Consider the following 20,028-nt stretch of genomic DNA (forward strand, 5'->3'; position numbering starts at 1 on the left):
CGGGCTCTCACACGGCCACCGTCGTACGGAGCCGCAGGTCACGCGAGGAGGCCCCGATCCATACGGTCCGCCGTCCGGTGCCGAGCACCCAGCCGGACCGCCGCGGGTCCCACGAGGACAGGGTGCGTTCGTCGACGCGCACGGTGATCCTGCGTGACTCCCCCGCCGTCAGCCGGAGCCGCCGGTAGCCGCTCAGCACGCGTACGGCGCGCTCGACGCGCAGGTCGGGCGAGGGCCCCAGATAGACCTGTGGGATGTCGACGCCGTCCCGCCGCCCGGTGTTGCGCACGGTGAAGGCGACGTCCAGCCCGTCCCCGGTGCGTTCGACCGCCAGGTCCTCGTAGGCGAAGGAGGTGTACGAGAGTCCGTGCCCGAACGGGAACAGCGGCCGTACGCCCTTGGCGTCGTACCAGCGGTAGCCGGCGTGGATGCCCTCGGAGTACTCCTCGACGCCGCTCACGCCCGGGTAGCGGCGCGGTTCGCCGGCGACCGGGTGGCTCTCGTCGTCGGCGGGGAAGGACTGGGTGAGCCGTCCGCCGGGGTCGCAGTCGCCGAACAGGACGGCCGCGGTGGCCGCCGCGCCCTCCTGGCCGGGGTAGTACATCTGCAGCACGGCGGCGGTGCGCTCCAGCCAGGGCATCGCGGTCGAGGAGGAGGTGTTGAGGACGACGGTGGTGCGCGGGTTGGCCGCGGTCACCGCCTCGATCAGGCCCGGCTGGTGGCCGGGGAGCGCGAGGGTCGTGCGGTCCTGGTTCTCGGTGGCGTCCTCGTAGGCGAAGAGGATGACGCTGTGCGCGGCGGACGCGGCCCGTACGGCCTCGGCCACGTCCTGGCCGCGGGTCGCGCCGGTGACGCGCCGCAGCCTGAACGTCTGCCCCGCGTCCCCGCCCTTCGCGGTGATCTCGATCCGGTGCCGGCCAGGAGTGAGGTCGAGGGTCTTGCGCCGTACCGCCAGGCCGTCGGGGGCGGTAGACACGAGGCCGCCGGCGAACTGCTCGGCGAGCCCGGCCACGACGGGGAAGAGTTCCGTTCCGTCCAGGAGCACCTTGGGCCGCGTACCGGAGTAGTGGATGACGAAGGTCCACTCGTCGGCGTCCTCGACGGTGAGTGTTCCGTCGTACGTCCAGGTCTTCCCGGCGTCGACGTACTGGGCTTCGGAGGTGATGCCCGCCGAGAGGGAGTTCTTCGGCAGGGGTCTGCCGAAGAGGTCCTCGCCGAGCGCGTACGAGACCCGGGCACCTTTGCCCGCGCGGGACTTGATGGCTTCCAGCGGGCTGTCGGCCCGGTCGGGGACCACGTGGGCGCTGCCGCCGCCGCTGACGAACGGGAGGGAGCCGGTGGGGCCGACGACGGCGATGCTGCGGGCGGCCTCGCCGGTGAGGGGCAGCGCCGAGTTCTTGTTGTGCAGGAGGGTGGCGCCCGCCTTGGCGACCTCCAGGGCGACGGCCGCGCCCGCCGCGGGGTCGCGGCGCGGGCGGGGCGGGGCGCTGCCGTCGAGGAGGCCGAAGTCGTCCATCGCGGTGAGGATGCGGCGTACGGACCGGTCGACGTACTCCTCGGAGACGCTGCCGTCCTGGACCGCGGTCTTCAGGGCGGCCCCGAAGTACCTGCTGTTCGGCATCTCCATGTCGAGGCCCGCGGTGAGCGAGGCGACGGTGCTGTGGGCGGCGTACCAGTCGGTCATCACCCAGCCCTCGAAGCCCCAGCGGTCGCGCAGGATCCCGGTGAGGAGTTCCTTGTTCTCGCAGGCGTAGACGCCGTTGACCTTGTTGTAGGCGCCCATGGCGGCGCGGGCGCCGGCGCCGACGGCGGCCTCGAAGCCGCGCAGTTCGACCTCGTTGAGGGTCTGCTCGTCGACCCGGACGTCGACGGTCTCGCGGTCCTTCTCCTGGTTGTTCATCGCGTAGTGCTTGACGGTCGCGATGAGCCCTTCGCCCTGGATGCCCTTGATCTCCTCGGCGACGAGGTCGGCGGAGAGCAGCGGGTCCTCGCTGAAGGTCTCGAAGTTGCGGCCCGCGTACGGGGTGCGGACGAGGTTGACCATCGGGGAGAGCAGTACGTCCTGGCCCAGTGCGCGGCCTTCGTGGCCGATGACCTGGCCGTAGCGGCGGGCGAGATCGGGGTCGAAGGCGGAGGCGAGCAGGACGGGCGCGGGCAGGGCGGTGGCGCGCTGCCTGACGCGGACTCCGGCGGGGCCGTCGGCGAGGCGCAGGGGCGGAATGCCGAGGCGTGCCACGCCGGGTACGTAGCCGGCCTGGCCGAGGGCCTTCGGGTCGGTGGCGCCGTGCAGCAGGGAGATCTTCTCGTCCAGGGTGAGCCGGGCGAGCAGGCCCTCGACGCGGGGGCCCGCGGCCGGTTCCCGTACGGCCGTCCGGGCGGACGCGGGGCTGCCGGTGGTCGCGGCGAGGGCCACGGCGGTCGCGCCGCCCAGCAGGCGCAGGACGGACCTCCGGGACACGGGCCGCCGGGAGACAGGGTCGGACATGAGGCGTCACTCCTCGTTGGGTGCGGGCACGAGGAGGTGAACCGCGGGGCGCGCGGGCGGCCGTGCTGGTTCGCCCTCCGGACGCACTATGCGACAAAAGCGACTTGTCGCAGTGGGAGGCACCACCGTCACAGCAGAAAATATGACCGCACCGGTCGGTCAGAACGTGGGACCGGCCAGGGACTGCTCCGTCCAGATGATCTTGCCGTCCTGGGTGTAGCGGGTCCCCCAGCGCTGGGTGCACCGGGAGACCAGGAAGAGACCCCGGCCGCCCTCGTCGGTCGTCTTCGGATGGCGCAGGTGCGGGGCGGTGGGGCTGGCGTCCCACACCTCGCAGAACAGGGTCCTCGACATGATCAGCCGCAGCCTGATGGGGCCGTCCGCGTGCCGGATCGCGTTGGTGAACAGCTCGCTGACGACGAGTTCGGTCGTGAAGGTCAGCTCGTCGAGACCCCATTCGCACAGCTGCCGCGAGGTGCGCTTGCGGACCTCGGCGACCGAGGCCGGGTCACCGGGCAGCTCCCAGGACACCGTCCGGTCCGCCGGCAGACGGCGGGCGCGGGCCATCAACAGCACCACGTCGTCCGGCGGGCGGACCGGGACCAGGGCGTTCACCACGGCCAGACAGCGTTCGTCGAGGTCGGGAGCGGGCTGTCCGAGCACGCGGCGCAGCCGTTCCCGGTCGGCGGCGGCGTCCCGCCGGTCCGCGGGCCCCTCGGCGGCGAGCAGGCCGTCGGTGCCCAGGGTGAGCACGCTGCCTTCCGCGAGCCGCAGCTCGACGGACTCGAAGGGCGGGCCGCCGACGCCCAGTTCGGGCCCCTGCGGCAGTTCGGGGAAGTCCACCGTGCCGTCCGGGGCGACGACGGCGGGCAGGCCGTGGCCCGCGGCGGCCATCGACAGCCGGCCGCCGACCGGGTCGTACACGGCGTAGAGGCAGCTGGCACCTTTCGCGCGGACGCCGTCGGCGCGGGGTGCCGTCCCGGGGTCGTCCTCCTGTCCGGCCCGGCCGACCAGGTCGTCGAGGTGGGCCAGCACCTCCTCGGGCGGCAGGTCCAGGTCGGCGAGGGTCTGGACGGCGGCGCGCAGCCGGCCCATGGCGGCGGCGGCCTCGATGCCGTGCCCGACGACGTCACCCACCACGAGCGCGACCCGGGCGCCCGACAGCGGGATGACGTCGAACCAGTCCCCGCCGAGGCCCGTCAGCTCGTCGGCCGGCCGGTAGCAGGCGGCGACCTCCATCGCGTCCTGTTCGGGCAGCCGGTGCGGCAGCAGATGGCGTTGCAGGACCAGTGCCGCGTCGCGTTCGCGGGTGTAGCGGCGGGCGTTGTCGAGGCACAGGGCGGCGCGGGCCACGAACTCCTCGGCGAGGCCCAGGTCGTCGGGGTCGAAGGGCTCCTTGCGGCGGTCGCGGAAGAACGTGGTGATGCCGAGCGTGGTGCCGCGGGCCCGGACGGGCACGATCATCGCGGTGTGCGGTCCGGGGCCGGTGAAGGCGGCGGCCCCGCCGCGGGGCGGGTCGGCGGTCCACGTCCCGGCCAGGGGGTCGAGGCGCTCCTCGATCCAGGACCTGCCGCCGGTCAGGGCGGCGATCGGGGGTGAGTCGGCGCGGTACCGGGCCACCTCGCCGATCCCGGCGCCGGCCTCCGGGCCGTCTTCGTCGACCGACCGGTGGCCGGCCCGGCGCAGGGGGACCGCGTCCGGCCCGTCCAGGGGCCCGCCCGTCGGTCCGGTCGCCGGTTCACCGCCTTCGAGGACGGTCTCCAGCAGGTCGACGGTGACGAGGTCGGCGAGTCCCGGTACCGCGAGGTCGGCGAGTTCCTGGGCGGTGCGGGTGACGTCGAGGGTGCGGCCGATGCTCTTGCCCGCCCGGTCGAGGAGGGTGAGGCGTTCGCGGGCCCGGTAGCGCTCGGTGACGTCCACGACGGTGTAGTACACGCCGAGCGGGGTGCCCTGGTCGTCGTCGAGCCGGGTGAAGGACATGGCGTGGGCGGTCTGCCGGTGCGGTGCCGAGCGGACCGTGCCGACGTGTTCGTAGCCCGCGACGGTCTCGCCGCTCTCCAGGACCTGGCGCATCACGCCTTCCAGGGCGGCGGCGTCGAGGCCGGGCTGTATGTCGGCGAGCCGTTTGCCGATGCGCTCGTGCCCGGGTCCGCCGCCGAACTGCTCCAGAGCGGTGTTCGACCAGACGAACCGCAGGTCGGTGTCGACGATGGCGATGCCGATCGGCGAGTGGGCGGCCATCCGCTCCAGCACCCCGCGGCTCATGCCCCAGCCCGGGGTGCCCGCGGTGTCGGCGGCCAGGGCCACCCAGCGGGGCGGGCCGTCCGCGGCCTCCACTGCGGGCAGCACCCGTACGGTGGCGACGACCGGCCGGCCGTCGCGGTGGCGCACCGCGAGGAGCCCGGTCCAGCGGCCGTCCCGCACACAGCGGCGGGCCAGGGCGGGCAGGCGCGCGGCGTCCTCGGGCATCAGCAGGTCCGCGACGGGACGGCCCACGGCCTCGGCGCTGCGGTGGCCGAACAGCCGCTCGGCGTCCGCGGTCCAGCCGGACACCGTCATGCGGGCGTCCAGCAGCACCACCGCGGCGTCCGCCACGTCGAACCGACGCGCCGCCACGCCGCTCTCCTCGCTCGTCGACACCCTGACCCTCTCCGTCGCTGGGAGTGGTCTTCCCGTGCGCCGCGCCCGGTGCACGCGCGCCGCACGGGCCCAACGTACCGCCGCGGAGGGCCGGTGAGCCCGGCGAACGCACCCGATCAGGGGCGCACGAGCAACTGGAAGTCGAAGGTGTAGCGGGCCGCCCGGTAGACGTGGGTCCCGTACTCCACGGCCCGCCCGGTGTCGTCGTAGGCCGTGCGGCGCATGGTGAGCAGGGCGGCTCCCGCGGGTTCGTGGAGCAGCGCGCCCTCCTCCGCGGTGGCGCTCCGGGCGCCCACGGTCTGGTGGGCGCTGTGCAGGGTGATGCCGGCGGACTTCATCAGCCGGTAGAGGCCGGTCGCCTCAAGTCTCCCGGTGTCGAGGTCGAGGAGGGTGGCGGGCAGATGGTTGCGGAGGTGGGCCACGGGTTCGCCGTGGGTGGTGCGCAGCCGCTCCAGCACGATGACGTCCCGGCCCTCGGGGATGCCGAGGGCCGCGGCGACCTCCGCCGAGGCCGACTCGATCTCGTTGCGCAGCACCCGGGTGCCGGGGCTCTGTCCGGCGGCGGCCAGGTCGTCGTACAGGCTGCTCAGTTCCAGTGAGCGTCTGACCTGGCTGTGCACCACCTGGGTGCCGATGCCCCGGCGGCGTACCAGCAGGCCCTTCTCCACGAGGGACTGGATCGCCTGGCGGACGGTGGGCCGGGACAGGCCGAGCCGGGCGGCGATGTCCACCTCGTTGCCCAGCAGGTCGCCCGGAGCGAGCGCCCCGTGCTCGATCGCCGACTCCAGGTGCTGGGCGAGCTGGTAGTAGAGCGGGATCGGGCTGCCCCGGTCCAGGGCGACCTCCAGCCGGTCGAAGGCCCCGGCGGTGGCCGGACGTGTGGTTCCGGTCTCTGCCACTCGTGCCCCTTCCTTCGGATGTACGTGCGCGGGTGGCTCCGTCTGAGCGTCAGGAATGGCTCGGGAAGCCGAGGTTGATGCCGCCGCTGTCGGCCGGGTCGGGCCAGCGGGTGGTGATGACCTTGCCCTGGGTGTAGAAGGCGACGCCGTCGTTGCCGTAGATGTGGTGGCCGCCGAAGAGGGAGTCCTTCCAACCGCCGAAGGAGTGGTAGCCGACGGGGACGGGGATCGGCACGTTGACGCCGACCATGCCGGCCTGGACCTCCAGCTGGAAGCGGCGGGCGGCGCCGCCGTCCCGCGTGAAGATCGCGGTGCCGTTGCCCCAGCGGGAGGCGTTGATCAGCGCGATGCCCTCGTCGTAGGTCTCGGCGCGGACCACGCACAACACCGGGCCGAAGATCTCGTCCCGGTAGGCGTCCGCGGTGACCGGGACCCGGTCGAGGAGCGAGACGCCGAGGAAGAAGCCGTCCTCGTGGCCGGGCACGGTGAAACCGGTGCCGTCCACGACGACCTCGGCGCCCTGGGCGGCGGCGCCCGCGACGTACGAGGCGACCTTGTCGCGGTGCTCGCGGGTGATGAGCGGGCCCATCTCGGAGGCCGGGTCGCTGCCGGGGCCGATCTTCAGGCCCTTGGCCCGCTCGGCGATCTTCTCGACCAGTTCGTCCCCGGTGCCGCCGACGGCGACGACGACCGAGACGGCCATGCAGCGCTCGCCGGCCGAGCCGTACGCGGCGCTGATGGCCTGGTCGGCGGCGAAGTCCAGGTCGGCGTCGGGCAGGACCAGCATGTGGTTCTTGGCGCCGCCGAGGGCCTGCACGCGCTTGCCGTGCTCGATGCCCTTGATCTGGATGTACTTGGCGATGGGCGTGGAGCCGACGAAGGAGACGGCGGTGATGTCCGGGTGCTCCAGGAGCCGGTCGACGGCCGCCTTGTCACCGTGCACGACGTTGAGCACGCCGTCCGGCAGTCCCGCCTCGCTGGCCAGTTCGGCCAGCCGGTAGGAGGCGGACGGGTCCTTCTCGCTCGGCTTGAGCACGAAGGTGTTGCCGCACGCGATGGCGAGCGGGAACATCCACATCGGCACCATGGCGGGGAAGTTGAACGGTGTGATGCCAGCGACGACGCCGAGGGGCTGGCGGATCGCGGCCACGTCGACCCGGGTGGAGACCTGGGTGGACAGCTCACCCTTGAGCAACTGCGGTACGGAACAGGCGAGTTCGACGATCTCCATGCCCCGGGCGACCTCGCCGAGCGCGTCGGAGTGCACCTTGCCGTGCTCGGCGGTGATCAGCTCGGCGATCTCGTCGCGGTGCGCGTCGAGCAGTTCGCGGTACTTGAAGAGGACCGAGGTGCGCCTGGCGAGCGAGGCGGTGCCCCAGCTCTCGAAGGCGGCCTTCGCGGAGGCGACGGCGGTGTCCACCTCGTCCACGGAGGCGAAGGGCACCTGCTTCTCCTGGGCGCCCGTGGCCGGGTTGTAGACGGGTCCGAAGCGGTCGGAGGCACCCGCGACGGGCTTCCCGCCGATCCAGTGGTCGATGTTCTTCATGCGGTGCCGGTCCTTAATCGTGAGCTGAGCGGGGCGAGCCGGGGGAACGGTCGGGGTCAGAGGTGGCGGCGGCGGTCGGCGACCTGCCGCTCGTACGTCGTACGGGCGCTGGTCGCGGCCTCGCGGGAGGCGACCTCGGCGACGGGTACGTCCCACCAGGCCTCGGCGCCGGGCGAGGTGGGCGTCGGGTCGGTCTCGACGTACACGCAGGTGGGCCGGTCGGACGCGCGGGCGGTGGCCAGCGCCTCCCGCAGTTCGCCGACGGTCTTGGCGCGCAGGACGTCCATGCCGAGGCTGGCGGCGTTGGCGGCCAGGTCGACCGGCAGCGGGTCACCGGTGAAGGTGCCGTCCGGGGAGCGGTAGCGGTAGGCGGTGCCGAAGCGCTCGGCGCCCACCGCCTCGGAGAGGCCGCCGATGGACGCGTACCCGTGGTTCTGGATGAGCACCAGGTTGACGGGCAGCCCCTCCTGGACGGCCGTGACGATCTCGGTCGGCATCATGAGGTACGTGCCGTCGCCGACCAGTGACCAGACGGGGGTGCCGGGGGCGGCCTGCTGGACTCCGATGCCGGCCGGGATCTCGTAGCCCATGCAGGAGTAGCCGTACTCCAGGTGGTACTGGCGCGGGCTGCGGGCGCGCCAGAGCTTGTGCAGGTCGCCGGGGAGCGAGCCGGCCGCGTTGATCACCACGTCGTCGTCGCCGACCACGGCGTCCAGGGCGCCGAGGACCTGCGTCTGGGTGGGGACGGCGTGCTCGTCGTCGGCCCGGTAGACGGAGTCGACGACCTGCTCCCAGCGCTCCTTGCCCGCGCGGTACTCGGCCTCGTACGCCTCGTCCACGCGGTGCCCGGCGAGCGCCTCGGTGAGGGCTTCCAGACCGGCGCGGGCGTCGGCGACCAGGGTCCGCGCGCTCAGTTTGTGCGCGTCGAAGGCGGCCACGTTGAGGTTGACGAACCGGACGTCCGGCTCCTGGAAGAGGGTGGCGGAGGCGGTGGTGAAGTCCGAGTAGCGGGTGCCGACGCCGATCACGAGGTCGGCGGTGCGGGCCAGGTCGTCGGCGACGGCGGTGCCGGTGTGGCCGATGCCGCCGACGTCCGCCGGGTGGTCGTACCGCAGCGAGCCCTTGCCGGCCTGGGTGGACGCGACCGGGATGCCGGTGGCCTCGACGAACGCCTTGAGGGCCTGCTCGGCCTCGCTGTGGTGGACGCCGCCGCCCGCGACGACCAGAGGGCGCCGGGAGCCGCGTACGGCCTCCACGGCGGCGGCCAGTTCGGCCGGTTCGGGCGCCGGGCGGCGGACGTGCCAGACCCGGTCGGCGAAGAACTCCTCGGGCCAGTCGAACGCCTCGGCCTGCACGTCCTGCGGCAGGGCGAGGGTGACGGCGCCGGTGTCGACGGGGTCGGCGAGCACCCGCATCGCGTGGAGGGCGGAGGGGATCAGCGCCTCGGGGCGGTGGATGCGGTCGAAGTAGCGGGAGACCGGGCGCAGGGTGTCGTTGACGGACAGGTCGGCCTCGACCGGGTGTTCCAGCTGCTGGAGCAGCGGATCGGCGGCGCGGGTCGCGAAGTAGTCGCCGGGCAGGAGCAGCACGGGCAGACGGTTGATCGTGGCGAGGGCCGCGCCGGTGACGAGGTTGGTGGCGCCGGGGCCGATGGAGGTGGTGACGGCCTGGGCGGAGAGCCGGTCGAGCTGGCGGGCGTAGCCGACGGCGGCGTGCACCATGGCCTGTTCGTTGCGGCCCTGGTGGAAGGGCATGGTCTCCTCGCCGGCCTCCAGGAGCGCCTGGCCGAGGCCTGCCACGTTGCCGTGGCCGAAGATCCCCCAGGTGCCGGCGATCAGCCGGTGCCGTTCGCCGTCGCGTTCGGTGTACTGCGCGGCCAGGAAACGCACCAGTGCCTGGGCGACGGTCAGACGGAGGGTGGAGCGGCTCATCGGGTCCTCACTGGTTCGCGGAGGGGGTGGAGAGGGTCAGGGGGTCAGCCGGGGGTCGACCGGCTGATCCGGCCAGGTGTCGCGGATCCAGGCGTGGTCGGGGTGGTCGCAGATCAGCCAGGCCCGGTCGGCGCCGGGGCCCGCCATGACGTTGAGGTAGTACATGTCGTGGCCGGGCGAGGCGATCGAGGGACCGTGCCAGCCGTCCGGGATGAGGACGACGTCTCCCCCGCGCACCTCGGCGAGCACGTCCGTGCCGCCGCCGTTGCCGGAGGGCGTCACGCGCTGGTAGCCGAGGCCGGGGGTGCCCTCGTGGTCGGCGATCTCGAAGTAGTAGATCTCCTCCAGCTCGGACTCCTCGCCCGGCCGGTTCTCGTCGTGCTTGTGCGGCGGGTACGAGGACCAGTTGCCGCCCGGCGTGATCACCTCGACCGCGATGAGCTTGTCGCACTCGAAGACGCCGGCCGCGCCGAAGTTGTGCACCCTGCGGGAGCAGTTGCCGCTGCCGCGCAGCTCGACGGGCACGGACTCGGCGGGCCCGTAGCGGGCCGGCAGGCGGCGCTCGCAGCGGGCCCCGGTGAGCGCGAACCGGCCGCCCTCGTCGGAGGTGAGGGCGGCGGTCGCGTCCCTGGGCACGTAGACGAAGTCGCTGACGCCGCTGAACACGTCCGCGCGGCCCCGCACGTCGAACTCGTCCTGCCCGAAGTCGTCGGTGACGGCGACCGTGCAGCCGCCGGCCAGCGAGGTGACGATCCACTCACTGTCCCCCGCGGTGAACAAGTGCGTTCCGCCGGGCGGCAGTTCGAGGACCCGGAGACTGGAGTGGTCCCAGCCCGCGCTCTCCGGGGTGACGTCCACGGCGTACGGCCCGCTCGCGGCCCTGCCCGCGGGCAGGTGGTGTGCGCTGGTCATGAGGTGTGGTCCTTCCGGTGTCCGGTCACGACGGGCTGATCCCCGGTCAGAGCAGGCCGACCGCGGTGTCCACCGCGGTCTCCACGTCGCCCTCGGCGGGATAGAGCAGGGAGCGGCCGACGACCAGACCCTGGACGGTGGGCAGCCGCAGGCACTTGCGCCACTTCTCGTACGCGCCCTCCTGGTCCCCGCCGACCTCGCCGCCGAGCAGGACCGCGGGCAGGGTGGAGGTCTCCAGGGCCCCGGCCATGTCGTCCGGGTCGCTGGTGACGGGCAGTTTCAGCCAGGTGTAGGCGGAGGTGCCGCCGAGTCCGGAGGCGATGGCGATGGAGCGGGTGACGGCCTCCGCGGAGAGGTCGTTGCGGACCTTTCCGTCGACGCGGCGGGAGATGAACGGCTCGACGAACACGGGCAGTCGGCGCGCGGCCATGTCGTCGATCGCGCGGGCGGTGGACTCCAGCGTGGTCAGCGAGCCGGGGTCGTCGTAGTCGACGCGCAGCAGCAGTTTGCCCGCGTCGAAGTTCAGCCGCTCGATGTCCTCGGCGCGGTGGCCGGTGAAGCGGTCGTCCATCTCGAAGGCGGATCCGGCCAGGCCGCCGCGGTTCATGGAGCCCATGACGACCTTGTCCTCCAGCGCACCAAGCAGCAGGAGGTCGTCCAGGATGTCGGCGGTGGCGAGCACCCCGTCCACGCCCGGCCGGGACAGCGCGGCGCACAGGCGCTCCAGCAGGTCGGCGCGGTTGGCCATGGCCAGCCTGCGGTCGCCGACGCCGAGCGCACCGCGGGCCGGGTGGTCGGCGGCCACGATCATGAGGCGGCCGCTGTCGCCGACGAGGGGTCGCCGGCTGCGGCGGGCGGCCGCTTCGGCCACGGCCTCGGGGTGCTGGACACGCACCCTGACGAGGTCGGGGATGGTGATGCTCAAGGTCTGGCTCCGTTCGGGGTGGTGCGGGGTCGGCCGCGGTCTTCTCAGCCGCGGGCTGTGACGAGTTCCTCGACCTCGGCGGCGGTCGGCATCGCGGAGGAGCAGGCGAGGCGGGAGGCGACCAGGGCGCCGGCGGCGTTGGCGTACCGCATCGTCCTCTCCAGTTCCCAGCCGGCCAGCAGGCCGTGGCAGAGCGAGCCGCCGAACGCGTCGCCCGCGCCGAGGCCGTTGACCACCTCGACGGGTACGGGCGGCACTTCGGCGGTGGTGCCGTCGCGGTGGACGGCGAGGACGCCCTTGGGGCCCTGCTTGACGACGGCCAGCTCCACACCGGCTTCGAGGAGGGCTTCGGCGCAGGCCCGCGGTTCGCGGACACCGGTGGCGATCTCGCACTCGTCGAGGTTGCCGACGGCGACCGTGGCGTGCCGCAGGGCCTCGGTGTAGTACGGGCGGGCCTCGTCCGGGTCGTTCCAGAACATCGGGCGCCAGTCGAGGTCGAAGACGGTGGTGCCGGCCTTGTCGCGGGCCTTCAGGGCGGCGAGGGTGGCCGAGCGGCTGGGCTCCTCGCTCAGTCCGGTGCCGGTGATCCAGAAGATCTTCGCCGCCCGCAGCGCGAAGAAATCGAGTTCGTCGGTGTGGATCACCAGGTCCGGTGCCTTGGGCTGCCGGTAGAAGTACAGCGGGAAGTCGTCGGGCGGGAAGATCTCACAGAACGTGACCGGTGTCGGGTACTCCTCGACGGGGGTGACCCAGCGGTCGTCGACCCCGAATTCCTTGAGAGCCTGGTGGAGATAGGCTCCGAAGGGATCATCGCCGGTACGGCTGACGATCGCTGTGGCGCGCCCCAAACGTGCTGCGGCGACCGCCACGTTGGCCGCCGAACCGCCGAGGAACTTGCCGAAGGTCTCGACGCGGGCGAGCGGTACGCCGGTCTGCAGAGGGTAGAGGTCGACCCCGATGCGACCCATGGTGATCAGGTCGAAGGACTCGCTCATACGCGTCGCTCCTCGTGTGGATGCGGTCTTGTGGGGGTGCGGGATGCGGGGGACCGGTGTGTCCTAGGTGTAAGACCGAGGGCCGAGCCATGTCAAGACTTTGTACTTACATTCTCACGTCACCGTGAAATGATGTCTTAACAAAGTATTGACAGCGGGGCATATGAGGGACTTACATCCCCTCCCAACAGAACTGCCGAGTTTTAGCTCCCTCTCCCCTGTCGCACAGTGAGGTGCCGGAAAGATGGACCGCACGTCTCGCCCCCGTTCCCGCAGAATCGCCCTCGTCGCCGCGGCCGCCGCGGCGGCCCTGATGGTCACCGGTTGCTCCAGCGACTCCGGTGGCAAGAAGGCCGAGGAGGACTCGGGCAACGCGTCGGCCGGCAAGGCCGACACCCCCCGTATGAAGATCGCGATGATCACGCACGCAGCCGCGGGTGACACCTTCTGGGACCTCGTCCGCAAGGGAGCGGAGACCGCCGCCGCCAAGGACAACGTCGAACTGGTCTACTCGAACAACCCGGACTCGGCCAAGCAGGCCAACCTGGTCCAGAACGCGATCGACCAGAAGGTCGACGGCATCGCGGTCACCCTCTCCAAGCCCGACGCCATGAAGGACGTCGTGGCCAAGGCCGAGAAGGCCGGCATCCCCGTCGTCGGCCTCAACGGAGGCATCGACGACTGGAAGGAGCAGGGACTCCTGTCCTACTTCGGCCAGGACGAGTTCGTCGCCGGTGAGGCCTTCGGCGAGAAGCTCAACGCGCTCGGCTCCAAGAACAACATCTGCGTCATCCACGAGCAGGGCAGCGTCTCCCTGGAGGCCCGCTGCGCCGGTGTGAAGAAGACGTTCAAGGGCAAGACCACGACCCTCAACGTGAACGGCACGAACATGCCGTCCGTGAAGTCGACGATCAACGCCAAGCTCAAGCAGGACACGTCGATCGACTACGTGGTCACGCTCGGCGCCCCGTTCGCCCTGACCGCCGTGCAGTCCGTGGACGACGCGGGCAGCAAGGCGAAGGTGGCGACCTTCGACCTCAACAAGGAGATGGTCGACGCCGTCAAGGGCGGCGACATCGAGTTCGCGGTCGACCAGCAGCCGTACCTCCAGGGCTACCTGTCGGTGGACTCCCTGTGGCTCTACAAGACCAACGGCAACTTCAGCGGAGGCGGCCAGGAGCCCGTGCTCACCGGCCCGGCGTTCGTCGACAAGGACAACGTGGACGACATAGCCAAGTTCGCCTCGAAGGGTACTCGGTGACACCCATGACCCAGGCAACGGCACCGGCGGCGAGTTCCTCGCCGCCGGCTTCGCCGGCCGCCCCCAAGGACGGCCGGACCTCGGAACGGTCCCTGGCCCGCCGGCTGGCGGCCCGCCCGGAGATCGGCGCCCTCATCGCGGCGATCGTCGTCTACGTCTTCTTCTTCACGGTCGCCTCGCCCTTCCGTGAGGCGAGCTCGCTGGCCAACGTGCTCTACGAGGCCTCCGTGATGGGCATCATGGCCCTGCCGGTGGCCCTGCTGATGATCGGCGGCGAGTTCGACCTCTCCGCCGGTGTGGCCGTGACCACCTCCGCGCTCACCGCGAGCATGTGGAGCTTCCAGCTGTCCATGAACGTGTGGACCGGCGTCATCGTCGCCCTGGTGGTGGCGCTGGCGATCGGCGCGTTCAACGGCTATCTGCTGGTACGCACCGGACTGCCGTCGTTCCTCATCACGCTGGGCTCGTTCCTGATCCTCCAGGGCGCCAACCTCGCCATCACGAAGCTCTTCACCGGCAACGTCGCCACCGACTCCATCAGCGACATGGACGGCTTCGACCAGGCCAAGAGCGTCTTCGCCTCCGAGATAGGCATCGGCGGGGTCGACGTCAAGATCACCGTCTTCTACTGGCTGATCCTCGCCGCCCTCGCGACCTGGCTGCTGCTGCGCACCAAGTTCGGCAACTGGATCTTCGCCACCGGCGGCAGCCAGGAGAGCGCCCGCGCGGTCGGCGTACCGGTCACCTTCACGAAGATCGCCCTGTTCATGGGCGTCGGCGCCGGCGCCTGGTTCGTGGGCATGCACATCCTGTTCTCGTTCAACACCGTCCAGTCCGGCGAGGGCGTGGGCAACGAGTTCCTGTACATCATCGCCGCGGTCATCGGCGGCTGCCTGCTCACCGGCGGCTACGGCTCCGCGATCGGCGCCGTCATCGGCGCGTTCATCTTCGGCATGGTCTCCCAGGGCATCGTGTACGCCAACTGGAACCCCGACTGGTTCAAGGCCTTCCTCGGCGTCATGCTCCTGCTCGCCGCCCTCGTCAATCTGTGGGTCCGCCGCCAGGCAACCCGGAGGTAACCCATGACCCACAACACCACCTCCAGCGACGACGCCACCCCCGTCCAGGACACGCCCAAGGACACCCCCGGGGACGCGCCCGCGGACACCCGGCCGATCGTGCAACTGCGCGGGGCCGGCAAGGCGTACGGCAACGTCCGCGCCCTGCACGGCGTGGACCTGTCCGTCCACCCCGGCCAGGTCACCTGTGTCCTCGGTGACAACGGCGCCGGCAAGTCGACGCTCATCAAAATCATCTCCGGCCTGCACCAGCACACCGAGGGCGAGTTCCTCATCGACGGCGGGGCGGTGCAGCTGAGCACCCCGCGCGAGGCCCTCGACAAGGGCATCGCCACCGTCTACCAGGACCTGGCCACCGTGCCGCTGATGCCGGTGTGGCGGAACTTCTTCCTCGGCTCCGAGCTGACCAAGGGCCCCTGGCCGATCCGCCGCCTGGACATCGCGGCGATGAAGCAGACCGCGGACACCGAACTGCGGGCCATGGGAATCGTCCTGGACGACCTCGACCAGCCGATCGGCACCCTGTCCGGCGGCCAGCGCCAGTCCGTGGCCATCGCCCGCGCCGTCTACTTCGGCGCCCGCGTGCTCATCCTGGACGAGCCCACCGCCGCCCTGGGCGTCAAGCAGTCCGGCGTGGTGCTCAAGTACATCGCCGCCGCCCGCGACCGCGGTCTGGGCGTCATCTTCATCACCCACAACCCGCACCACGCCTACATGGTCGGCGACCACTTCAGCGTCCTGCGGCTGGGCACGATGGAACTCTCCGCGGCCCGCGCGGACGTCACCCTCGAAGAGCTCACCAACCACATGGCGGGCGGCGCCGAACTGGCCGCGCTGAAACACGAGCTGGCCCAGGTACGCGGCGTGGACGTGGCAGGGCTCCCCGAGGAGCAGGACCTTCAGGCCTCCCTCGCGGCATCGAAGGGGAAGTCCTGATGGCGGGCACGCTCGGAGTGGCCGTCATCGGCACCGGCCGGATGGGGGCCGACCATGTGCGCCGGCTCCACGAGGTGACCAGCGGGGCCCGCGTGGCCGCCGTCGTCGACGTCGACGCGGAACGGGTCAAGCGGATCGCCGACGGCATCGAGGGCTGCTCCGCGCACACCGACCCGGCCGCCGCGATGGCCGCCGACGGCGTCGACGCCGTGCTGATCGCCTCCCCCGGTCCCGCCCACGAGGCGGCCCTGCTCGCCGCGTTCGAGCACGACCTGCCGGTCCTGTGCGAGAAGCCCCTCACCCCGGGCTCCGCCTCGGCGCTGCGCGTCCTGGAGGCCGAACAGCGGCTCGGGCACCGCAGGGTGCAGGTGGGCTTCATGCGCCGGTACGACGCCGAGTACGTGAAGCTCAAGTCGCTGCTGGACACCGGCCAGTTGGGCCGTCCGCTGATGCTGCACAACCGGCACCGCAATGTGGCGACCCCGCCCGGCTTCAGCACCGAGATGCTCATCAACGACTCCGTCGTCCACGAGATGGACATCACCCGCTGGCTGCTCGGCCACGAGATCACCGCGGTCACCGTGCTGAAGCCGACACCGTCGGGCAACGCGCCCGAGGGGCTGCAGGACCCGCAGCTGGTCCTCTTCGAGACGGCCGGCGGCGCGATCGTGGACGTCGAGATCAACGTCAACGCCGGCTTCGGCTACCAGGTGCAGGCCGAGGTGGTCTGCGAGCGCGGTACGGCCCGGATCGGTGACGGGCACTCCCTGGTCACCAACATGGCGGGCCGCTGGGGCGGCACCATCGCCCAGGACTTCACGGAGCGCTTCGAGGACGCGTACGACCGCCAGATGCAGGCCTGGGTGGACGCCACCCGCCGCGGCGAGGTCACCGGGCCCACGGCCTGGGACGGCTACGCCACGGCGGCGGTCTGTGAGGCGGGGGTTCGCGCCCAGAGGGAGGGCGGCCGGGTAGAGGTGGAACTCGCGGAACGCCCCGCGTTCTACGCCTGACGCCCCTCGGGCAGAGATCCCCGCGCGGGCCGGTGGGTGCGAACCCAAAAGATTGCGCAGTTCCCCGCGCCCCTGAAGACGACGTTGCTCGCGCCGTTCCCCGCGCCCCTGAAGTCGACGTTCGTCTGCGGGCCGGTGGGGGCTGGCCGCGCAGTTCCCCGCGCCCCTCGGGGAGGGGCTGCGCCCCGTCCCACCCAGGGGCGCGGGGAACGGCGCAGTCTTTTGTCTTTCGCCTTTAGGGGCGCGGGGAACGGCGCAGTCTTTGGCTTTGGCTTCTAGGGGCGCGGGGAACTGCGCAGTCTTTTGGCTTTGAGCCGCAGCCGGGACGCGGCGCCCGGCCCCGCTCCTTCAGGGGCGCGGGGAACTGCGCGATCTTTTGGGTCCGCACCCGAAGGGCCTCGCCCAGACGCCCCACCCCCTCAGCTGGCGCGGCGCGCCACCGCCTCACGCAGAGCCTCCCGCAACCGACCCGCCTCCCACCCTTCACTCAACGCGAGACGGACAAGGTCCGCCTGGGACGCCGGTGCCAGCCCGCCGACCGGGGGGTCGGAGTCCAGGTTGGTCGGAAAGGCATAGCCCTCCGCACTGGACGCCACCACCGCGTCCAGCCACTCCCGCCCGGCCCCCGCCGCGGCCCGAGCGAGCAGCACCGGATACACCGCGTTCGACACGGCCTCCCGGTCGACGCTCTCCATCGCCCGCCCGAACGCGGAGGACACCTGCAGCAGATTGGCCATCCGCCGGATGTCCGCGGACGTGTTGTGTCCGGCGGCATGGAACAGCGCGGGGTTGAAGAACACCGCATCCCCCGCGGCGAGCGGCAGTTGCACGTGGTGCGCCTCGAAGTACGCGTGGAACTCCGGCAGCCGCCAGGCCAGATAGCCGGCCTCGTACTTCTGCGAGTGCGGCAGGTACATGGTCGGGCCGGACTCGACGGGCATGTCGCAGTGGGCGACCGCCCCCTGGAGTGTCAGCACCGGCGAGAGGCGGTGCACGTGCGCCGGGTACCGGGCGGCGACCTCGTTGCTCAGGAAGCCCAGGTGGTAGTCGCGGTGCACGGTCTGCGCGGCCCCGCCCGGGTTCACGACGTTGACCTGTGAGGTGACCTGGTAGGCGGGGCCGAGCCAGGCCAGGGAGACCAGGCCGAGGATGTCGTTGGCGTAGTAGTCGACGAACGCCTCCGGATCCAGCAGGGCCGCCTTCTCCAGCGCGTTCCAGACCCGGTCGTTCGCGCCCGGCTTCGCGAAGTGGTCGCCCGCGACGGCCCCGGAGGCGCGCTGCTCGGCGATCAGGGCGTCGAAGACCCCGGTCGCCCGGTCGAGGATCCCGCGGTCGGGAAAGGCGCCCTTGAACACGGCGATGCCGGGCCCCTCGGCGAGCGCCCGGACCAGCTCCGCCTGGACGTTCCGGCGGCCTTCGGGCGTCCGTACCTCGGCGCGCAGGCTCTCGCTGTCGTACAGCAGGACGTTCCGCTCGACGGCGGCGGCGTACGGATAGTCGGCCGGGTCGGTGTCCCGCTCGACCAGTTCACGGAATCCGTCGAGGTCGCAGTCGTCCACGGACAGCCAGGCGCGGGGTCCTGAAAGGGTGCTGGACATCGTCGTCCTTTCGGGGTGGTCCTTGCGGAGGTCGCGGCGAACCGTTGGGTGTCGCGGCGACGCTTTGCAGTCATTCTCACGACGCCGCACCCCTCAAGCAATTGTCACCGAACCATCAAAAACCCCTCAGGGAAACGCCCTCAGCCGTTGGGGCGCAGCGTCCAGACGACGGTCATCTCGCCGGTGACGGCGCCGTCCTCGCGCCGGATGGCGACGGCGACCGGGAACTCCGGGCGCAGGCCGGCGTCGAGTTCGGCGACGACGTCGGCGGCGGGCCGCCCCAGGGTGGCGGTCGCGGTGACCGGGCCCCTGGCCAGCTTCTTGAACGCGATCTCGGCGGTCACGGGCAGCGGCACGGCCCGCGCGAGCTGGTCCCCGAACGCGGCCAGTACGACCGCGCCGCTCGCCGACTCCCCCAGGGTGAACATCGCTCCGGCATGGGGCCCGCCCACGTGGTTGTGGTACTCGCTCTGGTCGGGCAGCGCGAGCACGGCCCTGTCCGGAGTGGTTTCGAGGTACTCCAGTTTCAGGGTCCGGACCATCGGCACGGTGGCGGCGAGCATCTCGCCGATAGACATCTGATCTGCGCTCATGGCCGCACGTTACCCACGAGTAGCGAATCTTGAACAGTCTCCTGGACGGGATCTCGAACACACGGCGCCCACCCTCGGGGGTGATCCGGTACGTGCCTGATGAGGGCCAGTGACCCAACTGTGTCCCGTGCGGCATTAGGGTTACTGGCCATGTGGCCAGGAAATCAGCCGCCCGGGGGCGAGCAGAACCCGCAGGACCAGAACCAGAACCCGTACCAGCAGCCGGGGTACCAGCAGCCGAATCCGTATCAGCAGCCCGGATATCAGCAGCCCGGGTACCAGACCGGACCCCAGCCGCAGAACCCGTACACGCAGCCGGGGCAGCCCGGCTGGACCGCGCCCGGTGCGCCGCAGCCCCCCGAGGGCGGCGGCAGGAACAGGACGAAGATCGTCGCGATCGTGGCCGCCGCGGCCGTCGTCGTCGCGGCCGGTGTCACGGGCGTGCTGGTCCTGGGCGGCGACAAGGACGACGAGGCGGGCGACACGGACGGCAAGGCGAAGCAGCCGTCGCCGAGCGCGCCGAAGGACCCGAGCGGGTCCGCGTCCGCCGAGGAGGACAACCCGCGCGGCACGGATGCCGAGAAGCCGACGGTGGCGGGCTGGAAGGTCGTCATCAACCCGCGCTTCGGCACGATGTTCGACGTGCCCGCCGAGTGGGAGATCGAGAGCACCGACACGAGCGTCGGCTTCGAGTGGGAGGAGAAGGGCAAGACCGACCGCACCACGGTCACCGCCCCCGCCTACCTCAAGTCCAAGTGGTGCACCAGTGACAGCGACAAGGACGGCCGCGAGGAGAACACGGCGCTGGTCACCGCCGGAACGCGTGGCGAGAACGGCGCGAAGGACGCGGCCGAGGCGGCCGAGACCCGCGTCCCGTGGTGGATCTTCGGTGGCTACACGCAGCCCGACAAGAAGAGCGTGAAGTGGGACAAGGCGAAGGACTACACGACGAAGTCGGGTCTCAAGGGCAGCGTCGCCAACGCGCACTCCAGCAACACACCCCAGAACGGGAAGTGTGACAGCGAGGGCAAGGCCATCACCTTCGCGTTCAAGAACAGCGCGGGCGACTACGTCACCTGGAACCTGTTCGGCGCCCAGGGTGTCGACGACGAGATCCCCGACGCGACCGTCCAGAAGATCCTGAGCACCGTGCGTCTCACCAAGGACGCCCCGACCGACGGCTGAGCCGCGGCGGGTCGGCCGGAACCGCAGCAG

15 protein-coding genes are annotated in these 20,028 nt (G+C 71.5%); 5 read left to right on the forward strand and 10 right to left on the reverse strand.

All coding sequences use genetic code 11. The annotated features are described in order from the left end of the window. Positions 1-7 precede the first annotated feature (7 nt). The 8 genes from ACZ60E_RS44200 to iolC all read right to left on the reverse strand — a co-directional run bounded on the left by ACZ60E_RS44200 (position 8) and on the right by iolC (position 12,333). Positions 8-2,485 (reverse strand): beta-glucosidase, encoded by a 2,478-nt coding sequence (locus ACZ60E_RS44200; RefSeq protein WP_469448020.1) that lies wholly within the window; start codon positions 2,483-2,485, stop codon positions 8-10. Positions 2,486-2,644: 159 nt separating this feature from the next. Further along, positions 2,645-5,125, reverse strand: a complete 2,481-nt coding sequence (locus ACZ60E_RS44205) for a SpoIIE family protein phosphatase (RefSeq protein ID WP_469448021.1) — start codon at positions 5,123-5,125, stop codon at positions 2,645-2,647. A 116-nt stretch (positions 5,126-5,241) separates the two neighbouring features. Then, positions 5,242-6,024, reverse strand: coding sequence for a GntR family transcriptional regulator (locus ACZ60E_RS44210; RefSeq protein ID WP_469448022.1), 783 nt, complete (start codon positions 6,022-6,024; stop codon positions 5,242-5,244). A 49-nt stretch (positions 6,025-6,073) separates the two neighbouring features. Then, a complete protein-coding gene (locus ACZ60E_RS44215) occupies positions 6,074-7,570 on the reverse strand; it encodes a CoA-acylating methylmalonate-semialdehyde dehydrogenase (RefSeq protein ID WP_469448023.1) in 1,497 nt (498 codons plus the stop codon). A gap of 56 nt (positions 7,571-7,626) precedes the next feature. Then, entirely contained in the window at positions 7,627-9,501 is a 1,875-nt protein-coding gene (gene iolD / locus ACZ60E_RS44220) for a 3D-(3,5/4)-trihydroxycyclohexane-1,2-dione acylhydrolase (decyclizing) (RefSeq protein ID WP_469448024.1), read from the reverse strand. Between the two features lie 36 nt (positions 9,502-9,537). Continuing rightward, positions 9,538-10,413: a 5-deoxy-glucuronate isomerase gene (gene iolB / locus ACZ60E_RS44225; RefSeq protein ID WP_469448025.1), complete on the reverse strand. Its 876-nt coding sequence runs from the start codon at positions 10,411-10,413 to the stop codon at positions 9,538-9,540. Between the two features lie 46 nt (positions 10,414-10,459). Continuing rightward, positions 10,460-11,338 (reverse strand): Cgl0159 family (beta/alpha)8-fold protein, encoded by an 879-nt coding sequence (locus tag ACZ60E_RS44230; RefSeq protein WP_469448026.1) that lies wholly within the window; start codon positions 11,336-11,338, stop codon positions 10,460-10,462. Positions 11,339-11,382: 44 nt separating this feature from the next. Further along, positions 11,383-12,333, reverse strand: coding sequence for a 5-dehydro-2-deoxygluconokinase (gene iolC / locus ACZ60E_RS44235; RefSeq protein ID WP_469448027.1), 951 nt, complete (start codon positions 12,331-12,333; stop codon positions 11,383-11,385). 244 nt (positions 12,334-12,577) lie between these two features. On the opposite strand from iolC, the gene ACZ60E_RS44240 reads away from it, so the two are divergent. Genes ACZ60E_RS44240 through ACZ60E_RS44255 form a run of 4 tightly spaced genes read left to right on the forward strand, consistent with a single transcriptional unit; the run spans position 12,578 to position 16,622 of the window. After that, positions 12,578-13,594 (forward strand): sugar ABC transporter substrate-binding protein, encoded by a 1,017-nt coding sequence (locus ACZ60E_RS44240; RefSeq protein ID WP_384808455.1) that lies wholly within the window; start codon positions 12,578-12,580, stop codon positions 13,592-13,594. 5 nt (positions 13,595-13,599) lie between these two features. Beyond that, entirely contained in the window at positions 13,600-14,673 is a 1,074-nt protein-coding gene (locus ACZ60E_RS44245; RefSeq protein WP_384808453.1) for an ABC transporter permease, read from the forward strand. 3 nt (positions 14,674-14,676) lie between these two features. Continuing rightward, positions 14,677-15,609, forward strand: coding sequence for an ATP-binding cassette domain-containing protein (locus ACZ60E_RS44250; RefSeq protein ID WP_469448028.1), 933 nt, complete (start codon positions 14,677-14,679; stop codon positions 15,607-15,609). Continuing rightward, on the forward strand, positions 15,609-16,622 hold the full coding sequence (locus ACZ60E_RS44255) for a Gfo/Idh/MocA family protein (RefSeq protein WP_384808450.1): 1,014 nt from the start codon (positions 15,609-15,611) through the stop codon (positions 16,620-16,622). The genes ACZ60E_RS44250 and ACZ60E_RS44255 overlap by 1 nt, the downstream gene beginning before the upstream one ends. 419 nt (positions 16,623-17,041) lie before the next feature. Here the strand turns inward: ACZ60E_RS44255 and ACZ60E_RS44260 are convergent, their stop codons facing one another. Continuing rightward, positions 17,042-18,220, reverse strand: a complete 1,179-nt coding sequence (locus tag ACZ60E_RS44260; RefSeq protein ID WP_469448029.1) for a phytanoyl-CoA dioxygenase family protein — start codon at positions 18,218-18,220, stop codon at positions 17,042-17,044. A 140-nt stretch (positions 18,221-18,360) separates the two neighbouring features. Next, complete coding sequence (locus ACZ60E_RS44265; protein WP_453795650.1) at positions 18,361-18,798, reverse strand: DUF4442 domain-containing protein; 438 nt, start codon at positions 18,796-18,798, stop codon at positions 18,361-18,363. 165 nt (positions 18,799-18,963) lie between these two features. Here ACZ60E_RS44265 and ACZ60E_RS44270 point away from each other — a divergent pair, with 165 nt between their 5' ends. Then, positions 18,964-19,998, forward strand: a complete 1,035-nt coding sequence (locus tag ACZ60E_RS44270; RefSeq protein ID WP_469448030.1) for a DUF8017 domain-containing protein — start codon at positions 18,964-18,966, stop codon at positions 19,996-19,998. The last annotated feature ends 30 nt before the right edge of the window (positions 19,999-20,028 follow it).

The organism is Streptomyces sp. NPDC102514 (assembly GCF_055584525.1).

Excerpts from the sequence above, each read along its gene's own strand:
- ACZ60E_RS44270 (WP_469448030.1), top strand. The coding sequence starts at position 18,964 with ATGTGGCCAGGAAATCAGCCGCCCGGGGGCGAGCAGAACCCGCAGGAC.
- ACZ60E_RS44200 (WP_469448020.1), bottom strand. The coding sequence starts at position 2,485 with ATGTCCGACCCTGTCTCCCGGCGGCCCGTGTCCCGGAGGTCCGTCCTG.
- ACZ60E_RS44255 (WP_384808450.1), top strand. The coding sequence starts at position 15,609 with ATGGCGGGCACGCTCGGAGTGGCCGTCATCGGCACCGGCCGGATGGGG.
- iolC (WP_469448027.1), bottom strand. The coding sequence starts at position 12,333 with ATGAGCGAGTCCTTCGACCTGATCACCATGGGTCGCATCGGGGTCGAC.
- ACZ60E_RS44260 (WP_469448029.1), bottom strand. The coding sequence starts at position 18,220 with ATGTCCAGCACCCTTTCAGGACCCCGCGCCTGGCTGTCCGTGGACGAC.
- iolD (WP_469448024.1), bottom strand. The coding sequence starts at position 9,501 with ATGAGCCGCTCCACCCTCCGTCTGACCGTCGCCCAGGCACTGGTGCGT.
- ACZ60E_RS44215 (WP_469448023.1), bottom strand. The coding sequence starts at position 7,570 with ATGAAGAACATCGACCACTGGATCGGCGGGAAGCCCGTCGCGGGTGCC.
- ACZ60E_RS44265 (WP_453795650.1), bottom strand. The coding sequence starts at position 18,798 with ATGTCTATCGGCGAGATGCTCGCCGCCACCGTGCCGATGGTCCGGACC.
- ACZ60E_RS44250 (WP_469448028.1), top strand. The coding sequence starts at position 14,677 with ATGACCCACAACACCACCTCCAGCGACGACGCCACCCCCGTCCAGGAC.
- iolB (WP_469448025.1), bottom strand. The coding sequence starts at position 10,413 with ATGACCAGCGCACACCACCTGCCCGCGGGCAGGGCCGCGAGCGGGCCG.
- ACZ60E_RS44245 (WP_384808453.1), top strand. The coding sequence starts at position 13,600 with ATGACCCAGGCAACGGCACCGGCGGCGAGTTCCTCGCCGCCGGCTTCG.
- ACZ60E_RS44240 (WP_384808455.1), top strand. The coding sequence starts at position 12,578 with ATGGACCGCACGTCTCGCCCCCGTTCCCGCAGAATCGCCCTCGTCGCC.